Genomic DNA, 24,458 nt, shown 5'->3' with positions numbered 1-24,458 from the left:
GCTGGAAGAAGACTTCCCCCATCGTCACGCGTGTCGCTTCGCGCCACGACGCGACACTTCCCCCGCAAGCGGGGGAAGATCTGATCAGCCGCCCAGCACCAGCATATGACCGGGATGGGCTTCCGCCTCGGCCCGGGCGCACTGAACGGCGCTCTTGGCGTCGGTGAAGACGCCCTCGAACAAACCGTCGCTCGAGGTGACAAGCCAGCGGCCGTTCGCGGGCTGGATCGTCAGGGTTTCGACAGCGGGCGGCGAAGGGGGAGGGGCGGCGATCATTGCGCCCGCCTGTGCTGGTCGCGGTTCAACCGATCGGCCTCGGCCTGCAGCCGCGCCGCAAGCCGTTCGGCTGCGGCCCGATCAGGCAGGGGACGGGTCGCCGCGCCGTTGACCGCGACGGCCCATCCGGCCGCACGTGCCACGACCCTGTATCGTCGCGGCGGGACCGGCTCGGCGGCCCCGCCTTCCAGATGGCCCTGCATCATCGCGACGGCCCCCGGTGAATCGGCGCACCGAACAGAGCGCCGATGACGGTCCAGGCCATCTTCAGTGTGGACGGTTTGTCTGCGGATCGTTTCAGCGATTCCGCCAGTAGATGTGAACGGCTCATGGTCTCTCCTTCGCCGACCAGAAGACGCCCAAACCCCGTAAAGCCGCCATGTCGAAAGCGCGGGCCGGCGTAATGCGGACGTAAAGCGCTACATTCACCTCGCCGCCCTCCCTCTTTCGTCATTCCGGGCGAAGCGCAGCGGAGACCCGGAACCCAGCGGCGCCAAAGGCGAAATCCATCCGCCGCACAATGCCGGACGACCTAATCCGCGGCAGGTTCGCGCTCTCGCGCGCCGCTGGGTTCCGGGTCTGCGGGCCAAGCGGCCCTCCGCCCGGAATGACGAAAGTGATGATCGACAACCTAGGCCAACTGTCACAATGACGCTGGTCTGAATCGAACGATTTCAACGCCCTAAAAGAATCTCGCCCCTATTTGCCCGCCATACCCGCCGGCGCCCTTATCATCCTCTCATCCCCGCCGATGGGGAGGGCGTCGGATCCAGCGCCCTGACGGCGGCGGGGCTGTGGTCGAGCGATGAAGCCGGCGGGGAGGAGACCGCCGGGGTCCTTAGGGGCGGCGATGGATGCCGCCTCCTGCTCGCCGCACGCCTAGGAAAGCGGGCCGCTGTCGATCCTTGTCGGCATGTCCGCCCCGGCGAAGCCGTCGCAAGACGGCCCGCCGATCCGGCAAGGCTCGAAGAATAGGGCCGCCAGCCGGAGTGCGTGTGGAAAACGACCGCGTGGGACGACGACTGCGCCGAAACGGTACTTAAAACCTCAAACCCCGGGTGCAGACCCGGCGTCCCACGCCCTCCCCAACTTCGCCGCGAAACGGCGAGGACAGGGCCAATTCCGCATGTGCGTGCGGCGTCCAAACCACGCAGGTGTGGGCCGTTCGCCAGCCACGCTTGAACCACGGCTCTTTCAAACCACATACTCATCCGAACGCCGTCGGAATCGACGGGCTGTCATGCGCTGGTCGGACCTCTTGTCCGGGCGACCGTGGCGGCGGGCCGGAGATCATCAATGGCCCAGGAGTACGCATCATGACTGAAACAAAGATCCTGCCCGTCCTGCCGCTGAGAGACATCGTCGTCTTCCCGCATATGGTCGTGCCGCTCTTCGTCGGCCGCGAGAAATCGGTGAAGGCCCTCGACGAGATCATGAAGGGCGAAAAGCAGATCCTTCTGGCGACCCAGAAGAACAGCGTCGACGACGATCCGTCGCCCGACGCCATCTATCCGATCGGCGTGCTGGCCAGCGTGCTGCAGCTGCTGAAACTGCCCGACGGCACCGTCAAGGTTCTGGTCGAGGGCAAGGGCCGGGCGCGCCTGACCCGCTTCACCGACCGCGAGGACTATTTCGAGGCCGAGGCCGTCGAGATCGAGGACGAGCCGGGCGACGCCTCCCAGACCGAGGCCATGCTGCGCGCCGTGGTCGAACAGTTCGAAAACTATGTGAAGCTGAACAAGAAGGTCCCGCCCGAGGCCCTCAGCTCCATCCCCCAGATCACCGACGCCTCCAAGCTGGCGGACTCGGTGGCCGCCCACCTGTCGGTCAAGATCATCGACAAACAGGGCCTGCTGGAAACCTTCGACGTGCCCAAGCGGCTGGAGAAGGTCTATGGCCTGATGGAGGGCGAAATCTCGGTCCTGCAGGTCGAGAAGAAGATCCGCTCGCGCGTGAAGCGCCAGATGGAGAAGACCCAGCGCGAATATTATCTGAACGAGCAGATGAAGGCGATCCAGCGCGAGCTGGGCGAGACCGACGACGCGCGCGACGAGATCATGGACCTGGAGAAGCGCATCCGTAAGACGCGCCTGTCCAAGGAAGCCCGCGCCAAGGCCGAGGCCGAGGTCAAGAAGCTGCGCAACATGTCGCCGATGTCGGCGGAATCGACCGTGGTCCGGAACTATCTCGACTGGCTGCTGTCCGTGCCGTGGGGCAAGGCCAAGCAGAAGCCGATCGATCTGGTCAAGGCGGAGGAGATCCTCGAGGAGGACCACTTCGGCCTGGAGAAGGTCAAGGAACGGATCATCGAATATCTGGCGGTCCAGGCCCGTACCGGCAGCCTGAAGGGGCCGATCCTGTGCCTCGTCGGCCCTCCCGGCGTCGGCAAGACCTCGCTGGCCAAGTCCATCGCCAAGGCGACCGGGCGTGAATATGTCCGCATGTCGCTGGGCGGCGTGCGCGACGAGAGCGAGATCCGCGGTCACCGCCGGACCTATATCGGCTCCATGCCCGGCAAGATCATCCAGTCGATGAAGAAGGCCAAGACCACCAACGCCTTCGTCCTGCTGGACGAGATCGACAAACTGGGGTCCGACTGGCGCGGCGACCCGTCCTCGGCCCTGCTCGAGGTGCTGGACCCGGCCCAGAACTCGACCTTCGGCGACCACTATCTGGAGGTGGACTACGACCTGTCCCAGGTCATGTTCGTGACGACGGCCAACAGCCTGAACATGCCGCAGCCGCTGATGGACCGGATGGAGATCATCCGGGTGTCGGGCTACACCGAGGACGAAAAGGTCGAGATCGCCAAGCGTCACGTCCTGCCCAAGCAGCTGACGGACCATGGGCTGAAGGCCGACGAACTGATCGTGCCGGAAGACACGATCCGCGACCTGATCCGTTACTACACCCGCGAGGCCGGGGTGCGGTCGCTGGAACGCGCCCTGGGCGGCCTGGCTCGCAAGGCCGTGCGCGAGATGGCCAAGACCAAGGTCACGTCGATCACGGTGGACGCCGAGAAGCTGGCCGAATACGCCGGCGTCCGGAAGTTCCGCTATGGCGAGACGGACGAGGAGGATCAGGTCGGCATCGTCACCGGCCTGGCCTGGACCGAGTTCGGCGGCGACATCCTGACCATCGAGGCCATCAAGATGCCGGGCCGTGGCCGCATGACCGTGACCGGCAACCTGAAGGACGTGATGAAGGAGTCGATTTCGGCGGCGGCCTCCTATGTGCGGTCGCGGGCCCTGGCCTTCGGCGTCAAGCCGCCGGTGTTCGAGAAGACCGACATCCACGTCCACGTGCCCGACGGCGCGACGCCCAAGGACGGTCCGTCCGCCGGCGCCGCCATGACCGTGGCCATGGTCTCGGTCCTGACCGGCATCCCGATCCGCAAGGACATCGCCATGACCGGCGAGATCACCCTGCGCGGCCGGGTCACCGCCATCGGCGGTCTGAAGGAGAAGCTGCTCGCGGCCCTGCGGTCCGGCGTCAAGACGGTGCTGATACCGCAGGAGAACGAGAAGGACCTGGCGGACGTGCCGGACAACGTCAAATCGGCGCTCGAAATCGTGCCGATCTCCACGGCGGACGAGGCCCTGCACTGGGCCCTGACCGGTCCCCTGACACCGGTCGAATGGGATGAGGCGACGGATCCTCTGCCCGCGCCCGTGCCTCCGCTTGACGGCGCTGCGGCGACCGTCAGCCACTGAACCGCGACCTAAGTCGCAGACGAAACGCCGCCGACACCTCTGTCGGCGGCGTTTTCGCTTTTGACGCAACCGCCGATCCGCCCTTTACTGGCTCGCTTGGGAGGATGACATGACGAAAGCCGAACTTATCGGCCGTATGGCGACGGCCGCGAACATCAGCCGCGATCAGGCCAAGACGGCGCTCGAAGCCTTCACCGACGGCGTGGTGGAAGCCCTGACCCAGGGCCGGGACGTCAAGCTGATCGGCTTCGGCAGTTTCACCCCCGTCGATCGCAAGGCCGGCGTCGCCCGCAACCCCCAGACAGGTCAGGCCGTGGCCCGGCCCGCCTCCCGCACCGCGCGCTTTCGCCCCGGCGAAGGCTTGAAAAGCGCCTTGAACGGTTGAAGCCCAACGGGCATAAGCCCGGCTCCGGTTTCCACTTCGGTTTCTTGGGCGGCTAGCTCAGCTGGTCAGAGCATCTCGTTTACACCGAGAGGGTCGGCGGTTCGAACCCGTCGCCGCCTACCACCGTTTATCAATGATTACAGCGCGTTAGAGCAATCCCCTTCAGGGGTGAATGCTTGGTCAAGCTGACCAGATACCAAATAGATACCCGCGCGCAGGATTTCGAGGCCATCCAAGCGCCGTTCGAGGCCTTCGTTACGAGGCCTCCACGACCGCGCCGCGCTGGGGGGCGGGGGAGGCCCCACTTGCGCGAGGCAGGCCTGCGGTCGAGATCGCGGGTCCTTCCTAGGGGGGTGGCCTCTATACGGTGGGGCAGAGCGCGCCTTCACGCCACGTTCACCAGTTCAAGCATTATGAACCTGGTGAACATCGGAGTTGCGGGTCCTTCCCGGACGCTTTCCGCCTATAGGGTGCGGCAGAGCGTTTGAGTGAAATAGTGTGCGGTTGCGCGAGCGGTGCAACAGCCGTTGCGCCTGCAACGTCGCCGTAGCATTCCGACGCACTGCCTTGGATGGAGGGCTCCTTGAACCGTTGCGCCTTCAGGTCCTCGCAACGAAAGAGCTTAGATAGGGGTGGGGACAGTGGGGACCGGTGGGAACTCTCTTCTAGAATCCTTCAATCTCTAGCTCTCTGGCTCCCAGACGCCGTACCCACCGACTGCTGAATGGTGGGTACGGGTGGGGACAATGTTCACAAGCTCTGAACTTCGCCCGTTGCTCCAGGCCGAAGATCTAGCGGCATGATCCAACCCCTCCGCGCTCCTGCCCCGCGCGCAAGTGGGGCTCCCCTTGCCCTCGCGGGGAACGGCTGAACGTTTGAGCGGCATGCAGCACTAAACTGGGGGGTAGGGGGTTCGGTTTGCTGGAGTCCAGGGGACCCAAGGCCGCCCGTGCCATCCATCGGCGGCCGCGTACATCAGGCGTCTTCGCAAGGAATTGAGCACGAAGAAGCCCGCCAGGGCTGGCCTGGCGGGCGGCGCGAACGGCGTTCGCATTCTGGTTTAGCGTTGGCGGAAGTGGGCCACGGCTCGCTCAATGCAGCTTGCAGGCTGATCGTGGGCCGCCATCATGTAGTGCTTAATCAGGTGCGGGGGCAGTTCGCCGTCTGCGCCAGCGAGGTAATGAATGATCGAAGTCAGGCCTCGCTCTACGGCGTGTTCGCTCTTTTCCATGCCGTCGCGTTGCTCGGGGGTCGGCTCGGCCTCCAGGCCCAGGCAGTGAAGATCGCTCACGTGCAGGTTCAATATGAGCGCCTGAAAAGCCGCGCCCTTCGCACTAGCGGCCCGTCGATGAAGCGCGATGCCCTGTATTCCTTCGAGGCGCTCCCTGATCGCCGTCTGGACCCCGCGTGCACTGACCTCCTCTTCGTGGTCCGTTGGTGCAGGCTCCCCTATGACTTCGGCCAGCCCGATCCAAGTTTCCGTTCGGTGAGGCAGGATGGCGGCGCGTAAACCCTGCCAAGCGGCGACAAGGTCTGCGGCTTCGTCTGCTAGAGCGGCGACGGGGCAGGCCTCGGCCTGGGCCTGGCGGCGTGCGGTGGTGGCCTTCGGGTGGAGGGCGATAGCAGCGCTCATGGTGGTGTCTCCCTTTGGGTTGGAAAGCGGCCGGGTCGCGCCGGCGCGCCCCTTCTTCGGCAATGATCGGGCCATTGGTTCCTCCTTCAAGATCCGACCCGCGCGGTGAGGTAGGCCAGGCTCGACCGGCCGCCGACGCGGGCCATGGCGCCATAGCGACGTGCGATGGGGCTGCGGACGAGCGGGGTCCGGAACTCAAGGCAACCGCCGTTTGCGATAATCCTGGACGGCTTCTTTGCCGCCGCCATGCGCTTGATGAAGCGCCAGGCTCCGGCCAGTGCATCGTGGAAGGGGCGGGCTACGCCGTTCGTGGCGGCTTCCCGGAACAGAGCCCAGGCGACCTTCATAACGCTGCGGCGGGTTTCGTTGGTGATCTGCATGACCGTCTCCGTATGCATACACTTGTATGCTTAACGGTCCCCTCTTGTCAACGAGATTGATACACTTGTATCATCTAACTCTGCGTTAGACTGAAAGAGAGCGAATGGCAGTTACACCGGAGGCCTGCCGTGCTGGGCGGGCGATACTCAAATGGTCCATGCGGGACCTGGCTGAACGCAGTGGCGTCGCCTGGACCACGATCAATCGGTTGGAAGCGGGTGTCAGCGCACGGGACGCGACGTCGGCCAAAATCATTGCGGCCTTCCATGCGCATGGAGTTGAAGTCATCGACGAACAAGATCGAACCGGCGCTGTTGTCGCCTTGTCTGGTCGGGCTCCTGGATGACCTTTCCGACCTATCGGTTGTCTACGGGAGAGGACTGTTCCCTAAACTGGGAACGGTTGCGACCTGAGGAGGAAGTGGGAATGCCTGCACCGGCGTCCGCTCCGGTGCAGGCGCGGGCTTTTGGGTTTCAAGAAGTGACGGAGGCCGGCGCAGTTTTTCTGCTCGGTAGTCGCGAGTCTGCCCAACTGGTGACAGTCTCTCCGGATGTATCTGTTGTGGGGATCGGGTTTGACCAAACCCGAAAAGCGAAAGTGCCGAAAGGCGTATGGGGGCCGAGAACGCCAGTCGAGTTGGACAGACCATGGCGCTCCGGTGACGCACTCAAAGCGCGCGAAACGGCAGTGGCTATACTGGAAGCGCACAACTACCCGCGTGACTACATGCACCGCGCTATAGCCTGGGCTTGGGTTGGAAAGGATCTGCATTGGGCCGAGGTGCCGGACAGGGCCGGTCGAGTCGTGCTGCCAAGACCCCGTATGAACGGCACAATGGAACCCACCGCCGTGCCGATCACAACGTCGTACTTCATCGCCCAGGAAGGTCCCCGGTTCGCAGCCGCCTGGCCTGCTTTCGGGGCTATTGCCTGGGCGAAGCGGGTATACGGTGCTTCCGAGTCTATGACCTATGTCGAGGATCAGTTGGCGAACCATGGGGAGCATGTGGCCGAGTTGGCGGCTGTTCTTTGGCATGCCGCCTTCGGCTTAGGTGCTCATCTTGCTGAACATCGGTTGCGGGACCTGCACGGGAGGATGCTTGAGAAGGGTCAACACAGCCAGGCCGCGACTTCCGCTGGAGCCGGTCAGACGAATGCCCGCCGCGCCGAGAAGGCCAGGATTGGGCGTGATCATGCGGCTTCGCTTGCAAATGTGATTCTGGCTAACCCGCTTCCGGCAAAAAAGACGCGACCCTGGGCTCTTGAGGCCCTAGCCATCGAAGTATTGATGCGATGGAAGCTGGAAGATTCGCCGTCCCTACCGACCGTCAAGCGGTATCTCAAAGCAGCGATAGATGCGGGAACAGTGCGCCTCGCTGGCGTAAGCTAACCAACCGCTAGCGTGTGATCGCCATGCGCTAGTGAGCGCCTTTCTGAACGGCGGCATGTCCCCTCTCGGCTCCAATGTGAGCCGGTTAGAGAGGATAACCCAATGCCATCTGAACTTTTCACCGTGTCCGAAGCCGCTCGCTGGGCGAAGGTTTCGGAGAGCTTCCTAAACAAGGCCCGTCTGACTGGTGGGGGGCCGAAGTTCGTGCGCCTCGGTCGTGCGATCCGTTACCGGGTCGAAGACCTGGAAAGCTGGGCCGCCGAAGGCGCGGCCGGATCCACGTCAGAATATGGGGCGTCGGTCTGATGTCCAGCGACCATCGCACGGGCCGAATCGACTTCGACCGGGTGAACGCCGCCGCCCTTCGCAACGCGGACGCGGTGGTGCGGGGCCTGCTGCCTGACGGCCGTCGCGACGGCATGGAGTGGGTGGCGCGAAATCCGCTCAGGAATGATCGCAAGCCAGGCAGCTTCAAGGTCAATCTGATCACGGGCAAGTGGGGCGATTTCGCCACCTCTGATCGCGGTGGTGATCTGGTGAGCCTCGCCGCATTCGTGTCGGCTCTGCCTCAACGAGAGGCGGCTATCCGCCTTGCTGAAAGCCTTGGCGTCGATCCCTTCGAAAGCCGCAGCTGACCTAATCCTCGGCGCGCGGCGTGCGCCCCAATCCAGGAGATATGAACATGATGACCACCGTCGCTCGCGACGTTGCGGGCCTGTGCGAGCGCCAGGTTCGCCGCCTTCAGGGCTGGGCTGATAATCTGCCTGCCGCTCCATTTGAGGGGCCGCTTTTGACGGCGGCGCTGGCCTTGGCCGGTTTGTCCGCTGGCTTCCTTGCGGCTGAGATCGATGTGAAAGCGAGCGCCATTCGCGCGTATGTCGATGACTGCAGCGATGCGCTCACAGCTTCGGAAACGAAGGCGCTCCAGCGCTTCTTCAATCGGCGAGGAATCTATGACGTTCAGTTGTTCAGCTGGTTCGGCTGGCGCGGCCTGATCTATGCGCCCTGGGCGGCGGCGCGTGTGAATGCTGCCGACCTCCATGATCAGGCTCGGGCGGCGCGGATCATCCAGTTTCAGCGCGAGGCCGGGCGGCGGCTGTGAGTGAACCCTCAAACCCCTTCGACCGAGTGAAGGCGGAAACCGAGGCCGGCGCTACAGGTGGTGCGAACGGCGTTCGCACCAAGGCTGACGGCGAGCCTATGGCGCCGGTGCAATCCAATGCACCGCCACCGCCTGATCATCACCCGTCTAAGGGCAAATGGTCTGCCCGTTGGACCTATCGGGACGCGACTGGCGCTGTCCTGGGCTATGTTGTCCGGATTGATGCCGAGGACGGAAAGCAGGTGCTTCCGCTCACCTGCTGGCGCGAGGCGGGCGAGCTGCGGTGGCGGTGGAAGGGCTTCTCCGATCCCCGCCCTCTCTATGGGCTCGACCACCTGGCTCAGATGCCGACCTCCCCGGTCCTGGTGGTGGAAGGCGAGAAGACCGCCGATGCCGCGCGGGATCGTTTCCCAGGCTTCGCGGTGGTGACCTGGCCGGGCGGGTCCAAGGCGACGGGTAAGGTCGATTGGTCTCCCCTGGCGGGTCGCGAGGTGACCATCTTCCCGGACGCCGACGCTCCTGGTCGCAAGGCTGCTGACGATGTGGCACGGCGAGCGAGCGCGGCCGGCGCAGATGCTGTGTCGGTGGTGAATGTCCCCACCTTCCTGCCGGACGGCTGGGACTTGGCCGACGCCTGGCCCGTTGGGTTCGGCTCGGCCGAGGCCGCTGCCGCGATTGAGGAAGCCCGGTTTGAGGGCGTCGCCGGTGGGGTGGAGCTGCCCTATGGCTTCAAGCTCGACGCCGAAGGCCTGTGGTTTGAAGTGGTGACCGGCAAGAAGGGTGAGAAGACCTTCTTCAAGGTCTCAGCTCCGTTCGAGCCGCTAGGCGAGGCGCGCGACCCTGACGGCAGCGGGTGGGCGGTGGTGATCCGCTTCCGTGATCCGGACGGACGCGTGAAGACCGAAGTGGTCTCGCGCTCTGCCCTGGTTTCGGACGGGGCGGGGGTCAAGGCCCGGCTCGCCAGTGAAGGGCTGATGATCGTGCCCGGCCGGGGCCAGTATGACCGCTTCACTGCCTGCCTGGCCGAACTGCGGTGCACGCGCCGGATAACGCTCGTGAACGCCACCGGCTGGGCTCCAGGGGACCGCTTCGTGCTGCCGTCTCGCGTCGTTGGACCACCGGGCGCGGAACAGGTGCTGTTCACGGGCGACGCCGGAGCGCTGCATTATCGGACGGCGGGCACGCTGGATGGCTGGCGGGCAGCGGTCGCCGCGAAGGCCTCCGGAAACCCGCTTTTGCTGTTGGCCCTGTCGATCGGCTTCGCTGGGCCGCTTCTACGCCCGCTGGGAATGGAGGGCGGCGGCTTCCACTTCAGGGGCGGCTCATCTAGCGGCAAGACCACGCTGGGCCTCGCCGCCGGCTCGATCTGGGGCGGCGGTGGTCCGCTCGGTTCGGCCCATTCCTGGCGCGCTACAGCGAACGCGCTAGAGATGATCGCCTACGGGCATTCTGAGACCCTGTTGGTCCTGGACGAACTGGCGTTGGTAGCGCCGGAGGAAGCCGGACAGGCGGCCTATGCCCTAGCGACCGGCCAAGGGAAGGCGCGCTCGAAAACGGACGGCCAGCTGCGCAAGCGGTCGGAATGGCGGGCGATCATGCTGTCGACAGGGGAGATCGGCCTCGCCGATCACATTCGGTCCAGCCGCCGGGGTGATCGCGCCATGGCGGGGCAAGAGCTGCGGCTCCTAGATATTGCCGCCGACGCCGGGAAGGGCATGGGCGTGTGGGAAACCCTGCACACCTTCACCGGGCCGGCTGAGCTGTCCGACGCCTTGAAGGCGGCGACCCGTGACCACTACGGCCACGCGGGTCCGGCGTTCCTTGAGCGCTTCGTCAGCGACATTGAAGATGCGAAGCGCATTGCTGCCGAGGTCATGGCTGGCTTCATGGCGACGGCGAAGCGGGCTGACGATCATGGCCAGGTGCACCGCGCCGCCCTCCGGTTCGCCCTGGTGGCGGCGGCGGGAGAATTGGCCGCCGCCTTCGGTGTGGCTCCCTGGGAAGGTGGCGAAGCGTCGGCGGCCTGCCTTATGCTCTTCAACCGATGGGCCGACGCCTTCGGTCGATCAGCGCCACGGGAAGAGCGGGACGTTCTGCGGACGCTCAAGGGATCGATCGAACAGCAGCTGAGCCGCTTCGCCAATCTCAACGAGGACCGGGGGACTGAGTGGGAAGAGGCAACGAGCGATCGCGCGGGCGAGGCCCGTTCGCTGTCCACCTTGGGTCTGCGCCATGTGTCGGGCCCGGACACATTTTACCTTTTCCACGATGCGGGCTGGGCTGAGGTATTCCGAGGCTTTGATCTGCGCTTTGCGGCCCAGACGGTGCTGGACGCTGGCTATTTGGAGAAGGGCGACGGCAAACACCTGAAGAAGCAAAAGAAGGTTCAGTCTCAAAACCGCCGGTTCTACTGGGTCAAGGCGTCGCTACTGGAGTTGGACACTGACTGATCCGCTGGCTGACGCGATTGAGCGCGCCAGATCCCGGTGGTCTTCCGGCCGGGGTCTGCCGGGGAGCGGGCGAATGCCCGGTCCGCAAGAGGCAGAACCCGGAAGAGGGGGCTTCGGACAAGTTGACCAGGGGATGCGTACGCCGTTCGCATCGTCCCCACCACCGGGCGGGTGGGGACCGGCCTCGTGGGAGGTGGGGACCCGAAAAGGGGTTACCCTGCAAGGGGATAGGTCCGAAGTTCCCACCGCACCCACCGTCCCCACCGAAAATGAGAAGGGTCGGAGCTTCGATGACGCAGATGCTCATGTCGCCGCCTGGTATGCGTGGGGCGAGCGGGCGGCCTGGCTGGAGTTCGGGTGTGGCTGGAGCCGGGCCGACGCAGAGCGTCAGGCCGCCGCTGACATTGTCGACTAACCGCGCCGGGGGAGGGCCACGACCTCGCCGCCGCTCCCTTCGACCACCGTTGGGATCAGCCGGTCGCCAATCGCCGCCACCGCGTCCTGAAGAGGATCGTCAGCGAGGTGGGCATATCGCTCGGTGGTGCGGGTGCTGGCGTGGCCCAAGAGCTTCCCGACCATGAACAGGCTCTGCTTGTCTGCGACCGCGAAGGACGCGAACGAGTGCCGGAGATCGTGGATGCGCACGTCGTCCAGTTTCGCGGCTTCCATCGCCAGCTTGAATGGCCGGCGCAATCCGATGATGTGGCCGACGCCTCGGCTGGACGGGAAGACGTAGGGCGACGCCGTTGGTGTGTCGCCTTCAGCCTTGGCCTTCGCTACGGCTTCGTCCCGTTCTTGCATCCGCCGGGAGAGGATGGTCAGCGCGGCCGGGGAGAGGACCACTCGCCGCTCGCCTGACGTGCCACCCGCCTTCGTGCGTTCAGGCGGCAGCCGGAGCGATCGCCGCTCGACCTCAACCTCTGACCACCGGAGGCCAAGGATTTCTGTCTTCCTGGCCCCGGTCAGCAGAAGCAGCCGCGTGGCATCGGCGAAGACGCTGGCGACGGTGCCCGCCGCTTCCAGTTCGGTCAGCTTGTCCAGGAAGCTGGCAGCCTCTTGGCGCGATAGGAACCGCTCACGGGTCGGCGCGGCCGTCAGCTTCACCGAAGCGAAGGGGTTCGTCTTGACCAGGCCGTGGGCGATACCCCAGGCGAACATGGCGGCAGCGGTGGTCCGGGTGCGACGAGCGACGCCTTCACCACCGGTCACGATCGCGCGGCCTCTGAGCCCTGTCTTCACGTCCACGGCGGTCTTGCCGCTCACAATATCCCGATAGGCGCGGGCGGCGTCGGCGTTGCTCACCGAGTCCGCCAGCTTCCGACCCAAGAGGGGCACGACGTGCCGGCGGAGGTTGGACGCATCATTCATCCAGGTGCTGGCGCGCTTGTTCGGCTTCGTCGCTGGGCCGTCAGTCACATAGGCCTGGACCAGCTGGGTCACGGTCATGGCGTCTCGAGCCGCGCGCTTGACCGTCGTCGGATCTTCGCCATCACGGACGCGGCTTAGGACGTTCATCGCTTCGCTGCGCGCATCGTCTGGCGTCCAAGGCGAGCCGTGGGTGCCGATCGTATAGGTCGCTTGGCGCGAACCGAGGCGGTAGCGGACGGCATAGACCTTCCGACCGCTCGGCCGCACCCGCAGGATGAAGCCCTTGATCTCGGTGTCCCACACCCACGTCTCGCCCTCGGCCGGAGGCGTGGTGGCGTCCACTGTCCGCTTCGTCAGCTTGGCCTTGATCGTGGTCGCCATCGTCGCCTCCATGTCCAGATACCATCCAGATACCAGATGAAGCGAAAGCGAGGGAATGACGATCTAACAGCGTCCGCCTCAAATGCCCGCCATGACTGGACTTGAGACACATAATGACACGAAGGGAATTGTAGGGAAAGAGCGCACCCCCACATTTACACCGAGAGGGTCGGCGGTTCGAACCCGTCGCCGCCTACCAAACAAAAAGGCCGCCGGAGCGATCCGGCGGCCTTTGTCTTTTGGCGATCGCCCCGGTCAGAACCGGAAGCTGGCCCGCAGCAGCAGCGAATAGCGGACGTAATCCTCAAGCAGTTCCGCGTCGCCCGTCAGGGACAGCATGCCCAGGTCGTTGCCCAGGTTCATGCGGAAGCCCAGGATCAGGCCGCCGCCCTCGACCCCGTCCGGCGACAGGACGAAGTCCGGGCCGCCGCTGGCGAAGCGGGCGATGGTCTCGCCGGCGTCGACGGACAGGTTCTGACGATAGCCAATGCGCAGTTCCGGACGGATCCAGCCGTCCTTGCCGAAGCCGTAGCCGACGTTCATCGCCGCAACGGCCGAGAAGATGTGGCTGTCGCGCGAGTCGATATCCAGATCGAAGCCGCTGCCGCCGCCCGATTCGGAGCGGGCGCCTTCCGACAGGCGGAAGTACTCGGCGTACACCTCGGGACGGACGTTCAGGCGACCGTAGTTGCGCTCGTAGGAGGCGCCGCCCGCTGCGGCTGCAGTCCAGCCATGCCAGTCGGATTTGTTGTTCAGATAGACGCCGTTGGCGACCAGTGACCGGTCGGCGTTGAAGCTGGCGTAGCCGCCGGCCGCGCGCGCCCAGGTGGTCCAGTACTGGCCCTGCGCACGCCAGTAGAGGCCCAGCTCCAGCAGGTTGGCCGACAGGACTTCCTCGGCCTCGGACTCGGGGTCCTTGATGTCCGACGAGGTGAAGGCGGCGGTCAGGCCGAAGGCGCCCGCGCCGGTGCCCTTTTCGACGCCGCCCGCGACGCCGAAGCCCTCAGAGCGGAAGCCGTAGGAATCGGTCTTGTCCTTGTCGGCGTAGAAGTTGATCTCCTGCACCCAGGCGCTGGTCTCGCCGGGGGCGGCGGAGGCGTTGCGGCCGGTCAGGGCGCGGGTCACCGCGTCGACGCCGGCCGACAGGGACATCAGAGGCCCGCCCGAGTGGTCCGGCAGCATCTGCTCATAGGCGTCGATGAAGCCGTCCCGGTTCGTCTGGCCCAGGAACAGGTTCCGGATCGTCTCATTGCTGCCCAGGGCGGCATAGACGGCGTCGAAGGCCGAGGCCTCGACGGGGATCAGATCGGCCTCCTGGGCGGTGCGGCGACGGGCGTCGACGTAGACCTCCCCTGCGGCTTGATCGACACCCGCCTGAACGACGTAAAGATAGGGGGAATTATCGGTCAGCAGGCTCTGGTTGATGTCACCGACGTTCAGGGCGCCGGCCTTGATCACGCTGAACCGCTCCGGCGACTCCAGAAGGGACGAGAAGCGGACGCCCAGTTGCGCGCCCGTGGCCAGGGTTGCGGCGCCGCTGACGTTGAATCCGCCGGCGCGATCGCCTTGAGGATCGACGGCGACGATCAGGACGCCCTCGGCCCCGACGTTCAGGCTGGAAATGGAAGTGGCGGTCGTCTGGGTCGCGTTCAGCGTGCCCTTGGAGACGTTGATGTCCAGAGCCCCGTCGCTGTCGGTGACAGCGCCGCTCACCGCCGCGCCGCCGCTGATGGACAGGCGGTCGGCGCCGGCGCCGAAGGACATGTCGCCGATGACCGTGCCGTTCTCGACGTTGAAGGCATCCGCGCCCGAACCGAATTTCACCGCGCCGACGATGACGGGTTCGCTGGCGTCAGGGACCCCGTCCTTGTCCGTATCGGTCGCCGTGCTGCCGGCGGCGGCCGGGATGCCGTACTGACGAACCGTGACGCCGCTGGTGTTGGCCGTCAGGTCGATGGCGGTCACCGTGCCGTCGATCGCCGTCGTGTCGGTGGAGTCCGCCGACAGCGAGCCGATGATGGAACCGGCGTTGCTCAATTGGGTCAGGGTGCCGGACTGGTCGCGGATGACCGTCGCGGCGCCGTGGTTTCCACCGAACGACGCCACGATATTGCCGGTGTTCGTCAGCGAACCGACATTGGCGCCGGCGCCGATTAGCACGCCCGTGGCCGTGTGGGCCTGTTTGCCGGAGGCGACGGCCTGGATATTGCCCGTGTTCGAGATGGCCGGGGCGGTGACGCCGGAGCCGATCCAGATGGCGGTGGCGTTGGCGTCCACGGCCGTGGAGGCGATTCCGCCTTCGTTGCGCACCCCGCCCGCGACGGTGACGGTCTGGCCGCCGGCCACGCCCAGCTGCAGGGCGCGCGATTCGACGCCGGAATAGACGCCGGTCCCGGTGATGGAGCCGCGGTTGATCAGGCCATAGGCGGCGTCGCCGGCGCCCACGGCGCCGAGGGTCACCGCATTGGTTGCGGAGCCGATGAGCAGGGCGGGCGCGCCGCCTACCGATGTCAGGGAGGCGGTCGTTTCGCTGGCGTCCGGCACGCCGTCGCCGTCGCGATCCGCATCGTCGCGGTTCTTGACGCCGTCGCCGTCGTCATCCTCGTCGCCGTTCTTGACGCCGTCCTTGTCGTCGTCGCCGTCGATCCCGGCCGAGGAATAGGCCGGGCCCGTATCCAGCAGGACGCCGCCGGCCACATTGGCGGCCACGCGCACAGCCGGACCGCCCTGCAACAGATCGTCGGCGTCCAGTTCGTCCAGGAATATGGTCGAGGCGTTGTCGTAGGTGCCCGTCGTCGGGCGGACGGGGGGCGGAGAGGTGTACCGGTAGCCCGTGGTCGTCACGGCCGAATGGATTTTCAGGGCGCCGCCGACGTTCCCTTCGATCGACACGCCCGTGGCGCCGGCTCCGGTCGCAGACACTGAGCCCGCAAGGTCGACATTGCCCGAGATCGGGCCGGTCGTGCGGATGCCGACGCTGTTGTCGCCGACGACGCGCACAGTACCGAGGCTCTGCAGCTTGCCGGTCAGGGGCGCTTCGACCGCGAGGCCGTAGGAGTTGTTGCCTTCCACGGAGATCGAGCCGCTGGATTCGACCAGGACATTGCCGACGAAGGGCGAGGCGCCCGTGACCCGAACGCCGTAGCGGCCGGTCCCGGTGGCGAACGGCCCGTCAAGATCGCCGTCGCCGTCCGTGTCCTTGATGTCCGCCGTTTCCTGGCTGTCCGTGATGTTGATCGTTCCGCCCATTGTGACGGAGCCGGTATTGCCGCCGTTCACTAGGACGCCCGTGGCGCCATCGGCCGCCTTGGCCATGGTGATGGAGCCGCCGCTGTCGATATCGACCGTATTGTTCGAATCTAGCGTCATCGCTGCGCCGGAGGTGACGGCGATCGAGCCGCCGCTGGCGATGCGGACATTGTCAGCCGCGGTGCCGGTGGCGTTGGACGTCTGGATCGGCGTGGTGCGGGCTGTCGAGACGACGACCTCGGCCTGAACGCCCGTAACAGCCAGCAAGGGGGCGATCGCTACGGCGGTCGCGAGTAGAATACGCATTCGGAAGAAAACCCCTGATGGTCACGCGATCACGAAGCAGACGGTCCTTTACAGGATCGACGCTAACCGTGCCCAAGTTTATCGAATTTGAGGCGAATGCAAGGCCGTGTCCAGTCTGTTGCAAGAGCGTGTCGCAACCGTAGCTTGGATAAGGGGCTGATTTCGCGGTCTATTAGGTGGGGTGCGGAAGGTTTTGGCTCAGAGGTATTGAGGTTTCCGACGGCGGGGTTTACGGGCGGAAGAACGGTCCACCGCGTTTCACCGCGACGCATCCAACCCACGCCCCCCGGCGTTGGTTAGCCCAGACCCGGCGAGAACCTCTTCATGACACTGACCGACCTCGACGTTCACGAAAGCGAACTCCGGCTGATTCCGGGGTTGGACGTCGAGGTCGCCGACACGTTGAGAGCGCTGAAGCTGGCGTCGATGGACGACCGGCCCAGGCTGGTGGACACCACCATGCTGTATGCGCCGCGCTCGGGCGGGGTGAAGCGCTATCTTCTGTCGAAGAAGGCCTGGATCGAGGAGAATCGGCCGGGCGTCAGCCATTCGCTGATCGTCCCGGGCGCGCGGCACAAGGCGCGGGCCGACGGGATCGTGCAACTGCGGGCGACAAAACTGCCGTTCGGCGATGGCTATCGCTGGCCCAGTTCGGTCAAGCGCTGGAGCGCCTGGGTCGCGGCGATGAAGCCGTCGATCATCGAGGCCGGCGACCCCTACACGCCGGGTCAGGGCGCGCTGGAGGCCGGCCAGCGGGTCGGGTGTCCGGTCGTCGGCTTCTGTCACTCGGATCCCGCCGGGCTGGCGGCGCTGCATTTCGGCGAATGGGCCAAGAAGCCGGTTGAGAAACGCTGGGCGCGCCTGTTTTCCCAGTTCGACCGCGTCATCTCGCCCAGCCGTTTCATAGCCCGTCGACTAGAAGAGGCGGGCGTCGACAATATCGTCATCCGGCCCCTGGGGGTGGAGATCGACACCTTCCGGCCCGAACGCCGGGATCGGAAATGGCTGTTGGGAGAACTGGGCCTGGGCGAGGACGCCCGCCTGCTGTGCTTCGCCGGCCGTCCCGCCAAGGAGAAGAATGTCGATATTCTGATCGAGGCGGTCCAGAAACTGGGCGCGCCCTATCATCTGGTCCTGGTCGGGGCGGGTTCAGGCATGCCCGCCGAGGACCGGGTGATCTCCATGCCCTATGAGAAGGATCCGCGCGCGGTGGCGCGGATCATCGCCAGCTGCGACGCCTTCGTCCACGCCAATGACAAGGAGCCCTTCGGTCTGATCGTGCTGGAGGCCATGGCCTGTGGCCGCCCGGTCGTGGGCGTCAACGCCGGGGGCGTGGCGGAGACCGTGGATGAGACGGTCGGCCAACTGGCGACCAGCGCCGACGCCGACGCCTACGCCCAGGCGGTCGAGGCCCTGTTTGCGCGCGACATTGAGGCCATCGGCCGCGCCGCCCGCGAAAAGGCCGTCAGCCAGTTCGCCTGGAGCCGCGTGTTCGAGGACCTGTGCATGGTTTACGGCGAACTGACGGGCGAGGCCGCCTTTGTTCAGCCCGAAGAGGCGTTCGCCGTTCACTGACGCGTTACGTCGTGATTTCGGGTCGATATCTCGACGCGAAGATCCGGGCCGTCGCGTCTGGTCTGAAGATAGTCGGGAAATGAGGGGCGGCGCGCCACTTCTTCGTCTGGAAGAAGTGGCGCGAGTGACGGGGCTCGAACCCGCGACCTCCGGCGTGACAGGCCGGCACTCTAACCAACTGAGCTACACCCGCGTATCAGGTCGAAACTTTTGAGTTGTTTCGAAAACTATGAAGGGAAGGCGGTAGCGCCACTCTGTCTATTTCTAGAAAGAGTGGCGCGAGTGACGGGGCTCGAACCCGCGACCTCCGGCGTGACAGGCCGGCACTCTAACCAACTGAGCTACACCCGCGTTTCCCGGCCGAAGCGGCTGTGCGCCCCGGCGAGGGGCGTCGTTTAGGCGGGCTGACCCAGCGCGTCAAGCGGCCTTTTCCGAGAAAGACCCGCCTCAGCGCGGAAGGGGCGTGGACGGAGGGACTGCGGCCGCCTGGGGCGGGCTGTGCGGGCCCGACAGGCCGCCCGTGGCGGGCTCCTGAGCGGCGACGGCGGGGGCGGGCGGCTCGTAATGAACGCCCACGCCGGGCCCCACCGGCAGGTCGAAGGCGACCCAGGCCGCCACCATGGTCAGGCCGGCCACCAGGAAGGCCCCGGCGTACGGCAACATGGTCGCCATCAGGGAGCCCAGGCCGAAGCGCGGATCCCAGCGCTGGGCGAAGGTCAGGATCAGCGGGAAATAGCTCATCAGCGGCGTGGCGATGTTCGTCACCGAATCGCCCATGCGATAGGCGGCCGTCGTCATCTCCGGCGAAATGCCCAGCAGCATGAACATCGGGACGACGATGGGGGCCAGGGCCGACCATTTGGCCGAGGCCGAGCCGATGAACAGATCAAAGAAACAGGACACCAGGACGACGCAGATCAGCAGGAGGGGCGCGGGCAGGGCCAGGCTCTTCAGCTCGGCGGCTGCGTTGACCGCCAGGATCGGCCCCAGGCCCGACCAGTTGAACATGGCCACGAAGTGCGCGGCGAAGAAGGCCAGAACGATATAGGGCGCCAGCTGGGCGATGCCGTCGCGCATCATCCGCACCAGATCGCGATGGGACTGGATCGAGCCGGATCCCGCCCCAAAGGCCGCGCCCGCGACAAAGAAGACCACGGCGAAGAAGGCGACCAGGGATCGGTACAGGGGATTGAACCTCTGTTCCGGATCGGCGTCGGGATCCACGAAGGGCGAACCTGGCAGCAGGGTGATCAGGGTCCACAGAGCGATCATGGCCAGGAGGGCCAGGCCGGCGAATTGGAGACCGCGTCTCTGGGCCGCGGTCAGGGGCTCCTTTTCCGAGGTCGCGGGGGCGGCGACGCCTTCGGACGGGGTCCATTTGCCCAGCCGGGGCTCGATCACCCGGTCGGTCAGGAACCAGACGATGGGGGTGAAGACGAACACCACCCCGACGATGAAGAACCAGTTGCCGGCGATGTTCACCGAATAGGACGGATCGATCAGGTGGGCGGCGGGCTCGGTGATGCCCAGGATCAGGGCGTCGCTGGCGCCGGGGAACAGATTGCCGGCGTAACCGCCCGACACGGCGGCGAAGCCTGCAGCCAGGCCGGCCAGGGGATGACGCCCCGCCGCCGCGAAAATCACCGCCGCCAAGGGAATCACCACCACATAGGAGGCGTCGGATGCATGGTGCGACACCATGCCGGTGATCACGACGACCGGCGTCAATATGGCGCGGGGCGCATTCAGAAGCGCGCCGCGAATCGCCGTGGAGAACATCCCGGTCCTTTCGGCCACCGCCGCGCCGTAGATGATGGTGATGACGATCCCCAGCGGCGGGAAGTCCGCCAGGGTGCGCGGCATGCCGATGATCAGCCGCTCCAGATTTTCGGGCGACAGCAGGCTTTGCGCGACCAGACGGTCCCCCGTCACCGGATTGACCGCCGACCAGCCCAGTCCGGCCCCGACCAGACTCAGCACGATCAGGCCGGCGATCAGCCATAGAAACAGGAAGACGGGATCGGGCAGGCGATTCCCGACCCGCTCGACGGTGTTCAGGACACGGGCGCCCAGGCTCATGCGGATGACTTTCGGTTGGGATTTCAAGGCGGCAGTAGGGCCGGGAAGGGGCCAGAACCGCAAGCGTCGGGGCTGCGACATATGGCCCGGGAACTTGCGATCCGTTCTCAACAAAAATCCAATGGACGCAGGGGTTTGAACCTCGCGAACGTTGGGTCTAAGAAGCGCCGAATCCCGCCTCTCCCCGGCGGCCGAGGTTCTTTGAATGAACGCATTTCTGCTCGAATATCTGCCGGTCATTATCTTCGCCGGCATCGCCGCCTTCATCGGCGTGCTCTTCATCGCCCTGCCGATGCTGCTGGCGCCCAAGAGCCCCGATTCAGAGAAGCTGTCCGCCTATGAGTGCGGGTTCAACGCCTTCGACGACGCCCGGATGAAGTTCGACGTGCGCTTCTATCTGGTGTCGATCCTGTTCATCATCTTCGATCTGGAAGTCGCCTTCCTATTCCCGTGGGCGGTGTCGATGTTCGACCTGTCGCACGCCGGAATGATCTTCGCCTTCTGGTCGATGATGGTCTTCCTGGGCGTCCTGACCATCGGCTTCATCTACGAATGGAAGAAGGGAGCCCTGGAATGGGAATAGTCGCGCCTTCCTCGCCGCTGCCCGGCGTTTCGGCGGGGCCCCTGGTTCCCGCCAATTCGGCCGCGCGTTCGATGGTCGAGGGGTATGACCCCAAGATCCACGACAAGTTCTTCGAGTCGGTCAACATGGAGCTGGGCGAGCGCGGCTTCCTGACCGCCTCGCTGGACGACGTCATCACCTGGGCGCGCACCGGCTCGCTGATGTGGATGACCTTCGGCCTGGCCTGCTGCGCCGTCGAGATGATCCAGATGTCGATGCCGCGCTTCGACGTCGAACGCTTCGGCATGGCTCCGCGCGGCAGCCCGCGTCACTCGGACCTGATGATCGTGGCCGGCACCCTGACCAACAAGATGGCCCCGGCCATCCGCAAGGTCTACGACCAGATGCCCGACCCGCGCTATGTCGTGTCCATGGGCAGCTGCGCCAACGGCGGCGGCTACTATCACTACAGTTACAGCGTCGTTCGCGGTTGCGACCGCGTGGTGCCGGTGGACGTCTATGTCCCGGGTTGCCCGCCGACGGCCGAGGCCCTGCTGTACGGCCTGCTGCAGCTGCAGAAGAAGATCCGCCGCACGGGGACCATCGACCGATGAGCTCGCTGGCTGTTCAAGAACGGTTCGAGGCCGCTTTGACGCCGATGGGCGCCGAGATGGTCGGGGCTCTGGGCGTCGAGGCGCAGGTCGCCTTCGGCGAACTGACCCTGCTGGCGCCGCGCGAGCGGATCGTCGAGGTCATGACCGCGCTGCGCGACCAGTTCGGCTTCCAGCAGTTGCTGGATCTGTGCGGCGCCGACTATCCGGATCGCGAGGAGCGGTTCGAGGTCGTCTATCACCTGCTGTCGATGACCCGGAACGCCCGGGTCCGCGTCAAGGTCGTGACCGACGAGGTCCAGCCCGTCGCCACCGTGACCGGGGTCTATCCGTCGGCCGGCTGGTTCGAGCGCGAAGCCTACGACATGTACGGCGTGATCTTCTCGGGGCATCCGGACATGCGCCGTCTGCTGACGGACTATGGCTTCGAAGGCCATCCGCTGCGCAAGGACTTCCCGATGACCGGCTATGTCGAGGTCCGCTACGACGAAGAGCAGAAGCGGGTCGTCTATGAGCCGGTCAAGCTGACGCAGGAATTCCGGACGTTCGACTTCCTGTCGCCGTGGGAAGGCGCCGACTACCCGGCGCCCGTGCTTCCCGGCGACGAAAAGGCTGGAGTTAAGGGCTGATGGCTGACGGAGCCCCCGTAACCGCGCCCGTGAACGGCGCTGTCGATCCGTTCGAGGACATGCCGGTCGATCACCGCACCGCGCACGCCAAGGACATGGACGACCGCAAGTTCACCATCAACTTCGGCCCGCAACACCCGGCCGCGCACGGCGTGCTGCGGCTGGTGCTGGAGCTGGACGGCGAGATCGTCGAACGCGTCGATCCGCACATCGGCCTGCTGCACCGCGGCACCGAGAAGCTGATGGAGGCGCGCACCTATCTGCAGAACGTGCCCTATCTGGACCGGCTCGACTATGTCGCGCCGATGAACCAGGAACACGCCTTCTGCCTGGCCATCGAGAAGCTGCTCGGCGTCGAGGTTCCCTACCGGGCCCAGCTGATCCGGGTGCTGTATTCGGAAATCGGCCGGATCGGGAACCACCTGCTGAACGCGACCATGCAGGCCATGGACGTCGGCGCCCTGACGCCCCCGCTGTGGGGCCACGAAGAGCGCGAAAAGCTGATGGTCTTCTACGAGCGCGCCAGCGGGGCGCGTCTCCACGCCAACTATTTCCGTCCCGGCGGCGTCCACCAGGATCTGCCGATGGACCTGATCGACGACATCGGTCGCTGGTGCCACGAATTCCCCAAGGCCCTGACCGATATCGAGAGCCTGGTCACCGAAAACCGCATCTTCAAGCAGCGCAACGTCGACATCGGCGTGGTGTCCAAGGAACAGGCCCTGGCCTGGGGCTTCACCGGCGTCATGCTGCGCGGCTCCGACATCGCCTGGGACCTGCGCAAGTCGCAGCCCTATGAGTGCTACGCCGAACTGGAGTTCGATATTCCGGTCGGCAAGAACGGCGACTGCTGGGACCGGTACCTCTGCCGCATCGAGGAGATGAAGCAGTCGGTGCGGATCATGGAGCAGTGCATCCACAAGCTGCGCAACTGCCCCGGCGAACCGGTGATGCTGGAGGACAACAAGATCGTTCCGCCGCGTCGCGGCGAGATGAAGCGGTCGATGGAATCCCTGATCCATCACTTCAAACTGTATACCGAAGGCTTCAAGACGCCTGAGGGCGAGGTCTATGCCTCGGTCGAGGCGCCCAAGGGCGAGTTCGGCATCTATCTGGTGTCTGACGGCACCAACAAACCCTATCGCGTCAAGATCTCGGCGCCGGGCTTCCGTCACCTGCAGGCGATGGACTGGATCAACAGCGGCCACCAGCTGGCCGACGTCTCCGCCATCCTGGGCTCGCTCGACATCGTTTTCGGAGAAGTGGACCGATGAGCGTTCGTCGTCTCGCCAAGGAACAACCGGCCTCGTTCGCCTTCTCGGCCGATACGACGGCCAAGGCCGAATGGTGGATCAAGAAGTACCCGGAAAACCGTCGCCAGTCGGCGGTGATCCCGATCCTGTGGCTGGTCCAGAAGCAGGAAGGCTGGGTCTCCGAGCCCGCCATCCGCGCCATCGGCGAACTGCTGGGCATGCCCTTCATCCGGGTGCTGGAGGTCGCGACCTTCTACACCATGTTCATGCTCGAGCCGGTCGGCAAGACCGCCCTGATCCAGGTGTGCGGCACGACGCCCTGCATGCTGCGCGGCGCCAATGAGCTGATGAAGGTCTGCAAGGAGAAGATCGGTCCCAAGGACCATCTGTCCGCCGACGGCCGCTTCACCTGGCAGGAAGTCGAATGCCTGGGCGCCTGTTCGAACGCGCCCATGGCCCAGATCAACGACTATTATTTCGAAGACCTGACGCCCGAGTCCCTGGCCCAGATCATCGACGACTTCGCCGCCGGCAAGACGCCCAAGCCGGGCTCCTATCAGGGGCGCGCCACGTCCGAGCCGGCCGGCGGGGCCAAGACCCTGCTGGATCCGAAACTGTACGACGGTTCGGCCGCCCAGCCGATCGCCAAACTGCCCAACAGCGACCCGGCGCCGGTCGAGAAGGCCCCCGCCTGATGCCTGCGCCCGACCTCGACAGCGACGAAGGCCGCGCCGCGTACCGCAAGGAGCTGCGCCTTGTCGCACGGCCCCTGCGCGCGGGCGGGCTCGCGCTGGTGGTCGGCGCGGCCATGCTGATTTTGCTGACCCGTCAGGGGACGCCGGGCCTGGGCGACTGGGCCTTCACCCTGTCCTACGTCATGCTCGGCGCCGGCTGGGCCTGCGTCATCGGCGCCATCTACGCCCGAAACCGGCACCACAAACGCCGGATGCGCCAGTTGGACGTCATGTCGTCATGACGCCGTTGATCGATTGTGGTTCCATGAATTCGATGCAGCGTGCCGGGGGGCGCCATGTCGATGGATCAGAAACGGGCAGGGCGCCGGGCGCCCAAGCGCGGCCGGGGCGGGTGGAGCCCGTCCGGCACAGGCAGGCTGCT

At 65.5% G+C, this 24,458-nt stretch carries 23 protein-coding genes and 3 tRNA genes; 16 read left to right on the top strand and 10 right to left on the bottom strand.

The window, feature by feature from the left end; genetic code table 11:
* Window positions 1-84 precede the first annotated feature (84 nt).
* Genes ACW18C_RS10140 through ACW18C_RS10130 form a run of 3 tightly spaced genes read right to left on the bottom strand, consistent with a single transcriptional unit; the run spans window position 85 to window position 607 of the window.
* On the bottom strand, window positions 85-276 hold the full coding sequence (locus ACW18C_RS10140) for a hypothetical protein (protein ID WP_035306228.1): 192 nt from the start codon (window positions 274-276) through the stop codon (window positions 85-87).
* A complete protein-coding gene (locus ACW18C_RS10135) occupies window positions 273-482 on the bottom strand; it encodes a hypothetical protein (protein ID WP_183195150.1) in 210 nt (69 codons plus the stop codon). Before ACW18C_RS10135 ends, ACW18C_RS10140 begins: the two co-directional genes overlap by 4 nt.
* A complete protein-coding gene (locus ACW18C_RS10130; RefSeq protein WP_008261949.1) occupies window positions 479-607 on the bottom strand; it encodes a hypothetical protein in 129 nt (42 codons plus the stop codon). Before ACW18C_RS10130 ends, ACW18C_RS10135 begins: the two co-directional genes overlap by 4 nt.
* Window positions 608-1,592: 985 nt before the next feature.
* Here ACW18C_RS10130 and lon point away from each other — a divergent pair.
* The 3 genes from lon (at window position 1,593) to ACW18C_RS10115 (ending at window position 4,497) form a co-directional block, all read left to right on the top strand.
* Window positions 1,593-3,989 carry an endopeptidase La gene (gene lon / locus ACW18C_RS10125; protein WP_008262217.1) on the top strand — a complete coding sequence of 799 codons (2,397 nt, stop codon included), beginning with the start codon at window positions 1,593-1,595 and terminating at the stop codon, window positions 3,987-3,989.
* Between the two features lie 109 nt (window positions 3,990-4,098).
* Window positions 4,099-4,374, top strand: coding sequence for an HU family DNA-binding protein (locus ACW18C_RS10120; protein WP_008260193.1), 276 nt, complete (start codon window positions 4,099-4,101; stop codon window positions 4,372-4,374).
* A 46-nt stretch (window positions 4,375-4,420) separates the two neighbouring features.
* Window positions 4,421-4,497: transfer RNA gene (locus ACW18C_RS10115), tRNA-Val, on the top strand.
* A gap of 937 nt (window positions 4,498-5,434) precedes the next feature.
* Here the strand turns inward: ACW18C_RS10115 and ACW18C_RS10110 are convergent.
* Together ACW18C_RS10110 and ACW18C_RS10105 are read right to left on the bottom strand one after the other, a co-directional pair.
* Complete coding sequence (locus ACW18C_RS10110; protein ID WP_492070744.1) at window positions 5,435-6,082, bottom strand: hypothetical protein; 648 nt, start codon at window positions 6,080-6,082, stop codon at window positions 5,435-5,437.
* An 11-nt stretch (window positions 6,083-6,093) separates the two neighbouring features.
* Window positions 6,094-6,387 (bottom strand): hypothetical protein, encoded by a 294-nt coding sequence (locus ACW18C_RS10105; protein WP_492070743.1) that lies wholly within the window; start codon window positions 6,385-6,387, stop codon window positions 6,094-6,096.
* Window positions 6,388-6,491: 104 nt separating this feature from the next.
* Between ACW18C_RS10105 and ACW18C_RS10100 the strand changes: the two genes are divergently transcribed.
* The 6 genes from ACW18C_RS10100 to ACW18C_RS10075 all read left to right on the top strand — a co-directional run bounded on the left by ACW18C_RS10100 (window position 6,492) and on the right by ACW18C_RS10075 (window position 11,329).
* Window positions 6,492-6,734, top strand: coding sequence for a helix-turn-helix domain-containing protein (locus ACW18C_RS10100; RefSeq protein WP_492070742.1), 243 nt, complete (start codon window positions 6,492-6,494; stop codon window positions 6,732-6,734).
* Window positions 6,735-7,222: 488 nt separating this feature from the next.
* Window positions 7,223-7,777 (top strand): hypothetical protein, encoded by a 555-nt coding sequence (locus ACW18C_RS10095; RefSeq protein WP_492070740.1) that lies wholly within the window; start codon window positions 7,223-7,225, stop codon window positions 7,775-7,777.
* Between the two features lie 102 nt (window positions 7,778-7,879).
* Window positions 7,880-8,083 carry a helix-turn-helix transcriptional regulator gene (locus tag ACW18C_RS10090; protein WP_492070738.1) on the top strand — a complete coding sequence of 68 codons (204 nt, stop codon included), beginning with the start codon at window positions 7,880-7,882 and terminating at the stop codon, window positions 8,081-8,083.
* The gene (locus ACW18C_RS10085; RefSeq protein ID WP_492070736.1) at window positions 8,083-8,412 is read left to right on the top strand and encodes a hypothetical protein; all 330 of its coding nucleotides are present in this window, start codon (window positions 8,083-8,085) and stop codon (window positions 8,410-8,412) included. The genes ACW18C_RS10090 and ACW18C_RS10085 overlap by 1 nt, the downstream gene beginning before the upstream one ends.
* A gap of 47 nt (window positions 8,413-8,459) precedes the next feature.
* The gene (locus ACW18C_RS10080; protein WP_492070735.1) at window positions 8,460-8,879 is read left to right on the top strand and encodes a hypothetical protein; all 420 of its coding nucleotides are present in this window, start codon (window positions 8,460-8,462) and stop codon (window positions 8,877-8,879) included.
* Window positions 8,880-8,977: 98 nt separating this feature from the next.
* Window positions 8,978-11,329, top strand: a complete 2,352-nt coding sequence (locus ACW18C_RS10075; RefSeq protein WP_492070734.1) for a DUF927 domain-containing protein — start codon at window positions 8,978-8,980, stop codon at window positions 11,327-11,329.
* 411 nt (window positions 11,330-11,740) lie between these two features.
* Here ACW18C_RS10075 and ACW18C_RS10070 read toward each other — a convergent pair whose 3' ends face one another.
* Both ACW18C_RS10070 and ACW18C_RS10065 read right to left on the bottom strand, forming a co-directional pair.
* On the bottom strand, window positions 11,741-13,078 hold the full coding sequence (locus ACW18C_RS10070) for a tyrosine-type recombinase/integrase (protein ID WP_492070733.1): 1,338 nt from the start codon (window positions 13,076-13,078) through the stop codon (window positions 11,741-11,743).
* Window positions 13,079-13,333: 255 nt separating this feature from the next.
* On the bottom strand, window positions 13,334-16,633 hold the full coding sequence (locus ACW18C_RS10065; RefSeq protein WP_492070732.1) for an autotransporter outer membrane beta-barrel domain-containing protein: 3,300 nt from the start codon (window positions 16,631-16,633) through the stop codon (window positions 13,334-13,336).
* Window positions 16,634-16,957: 324 nt separating this feature from the next.
* Between ACW18C_RS10065 and ACW18C_RS10060 the strand changes: the two genes are divergently transcribed.
* Window positions 16,958-18,208 (top strand): glycosyltransferase, encoded by a 1,251-nt coding sequence (locus ACW18C_RS10060; RefSeq protein ID WP_292150783.1) that lies wholly within the window; start codon window positions 16,958-16,960, stop codon window positions 18,206-18,208.
* Window positions 18,209-18,324: 116 nt separating this feature from the next.
* Here the strand turns inward: ACW18C_RS10060 and ACW18C_RS10055 are convergent.
* The 3 genes from ACW18C_RS10055 to ACW18C_RS10045 form a co-directional block, all read right to left on the bottom strand.
* Window positions 18,325-18,401: transfer RNA gene (locus ACW18C_RS10055), tRNA-Asp, on the bottom strand.
* Window positions 18,402-18,482: 81 nt separating this feature from the next.
* A tRNA-Asp gene (locus tag ACW18C_RS10050) sits at window positions 18,483-18,559 on the bottom strand.
* 96 nt (window positions 18,560-18,655) lie between these two features.
* A complete protein-coding gene (locus ACW18C_RS10045; RefSeq protein WP_492070731.1) occupies window positions 18,656-20,287 on the bottom strand; it encodes an AbgT family transporter in 1,632 nt (543 codons plus the stop codon).
* A gap of 205 nt (window positions 20,288-20,492) precedes the next feature.
* Between ACW18C_RS10045 and ACW18C_RS10040 the strand changes: the two genes are divergently transcribed.
* From ACW18C_RS10040 to ACW18C_RS10015, 6 genes are read left to right on the top strand one after another with little or no spacing between them, the layout of a single operon-like run.
* On the top strand, window positions 20,493-20,870 hold the full coding sequence (locus ACW18C_RS10040) for an NADH-quinone oxidoreductase subunit A (RefSeq protein WP_008262515.1): 378 nt from the start codon (window positions 20,493-20,495) through the stop codon (window positions 20,868-20,870).
* A complete protein-coding gene (locus ACW18C_RS10035; RefSeq protein ID WP_154725271.1) occupies window positions 20,840-21,463 on the top strand; it encodes a NuoB/complex I 20 kDa subunit family protein in 624 nt (207 codons plus the stop codon). The genes ACW18C_RS10040 and ACW18C_RS10035 overlap by 31 nt, the downstream gene beginning before the upstream one ends.
* The gene (locus tag ACW18C_RS10030) at window positions 21,460-22,089 is read left to right on the top strand and encodes an NADH-quinone oxidoreductase subunit C (protein WP_008260708.1); all 630 of its coding nucleotides are present in this window, start codon (window positions 21,460-21,462) and stop codon (window positions 22,087-22,089) included. The genes ACW18C_RS10035 and ACW18C_RS10030 overlap by 4 nt, the downstream gene beginning before the upstream one ends.
* Window positions 22,089-23,363, top strand: coding sequence for an NADH-quinone oxidoreductase subunit D (locus ACW18C_RS10025; RefSeq protein ID WP_035306242.1), 1,275 nt, complete (start codon window positions 22,089-22,091; stop codon window positions 23,361-23,363). The genes ACW18C_RS10030 and ACW18C_RS10025 overlap by 1 nt, the downstream gene beginning before the upstream one ends.
* Window positions 23,360-24,037 (top strand): NADH-quinone oxidoreductase subunit NuoE, encoded by a 678-nt coding sequence (gene nuoE, locus ACW18C_RS10020; RefSeq protein ID WP_154725273.1) that lies wholly within the window; start codon window positions 23,360-23,362, stop codon window positions 24,035-24,037. Before ACW18C_RS10025 ends, nuoE begins: the two co-directional genes overlap by 4 nt.
* Window positions 24,037-24,318 (top strand): hypothetical protein, encoded by a 282-nt coding sequence (locus tag ACW18C_RS10015; RefSeq protein ID WP_008263388.1) that lies wholly within the window; start codon window positions 24,037-24,039, stop codon window positions 24,316-24,318. Before nuoE ends, ACW18C_RS10015 begins: the two co-directional genes overlap by 1 nt.
* Window positions 24,319-24,458: the final 140 nt, after the last annotated feature.

This window comes from Brevundimonas sp. FV1ye7S (assembly GCF_058680995.1).
The sequence above is the reverse complement of the archived record's forward strand: the minus strand, read 5'-3'. Positions and strand labels throughout refer to the sequence as shown.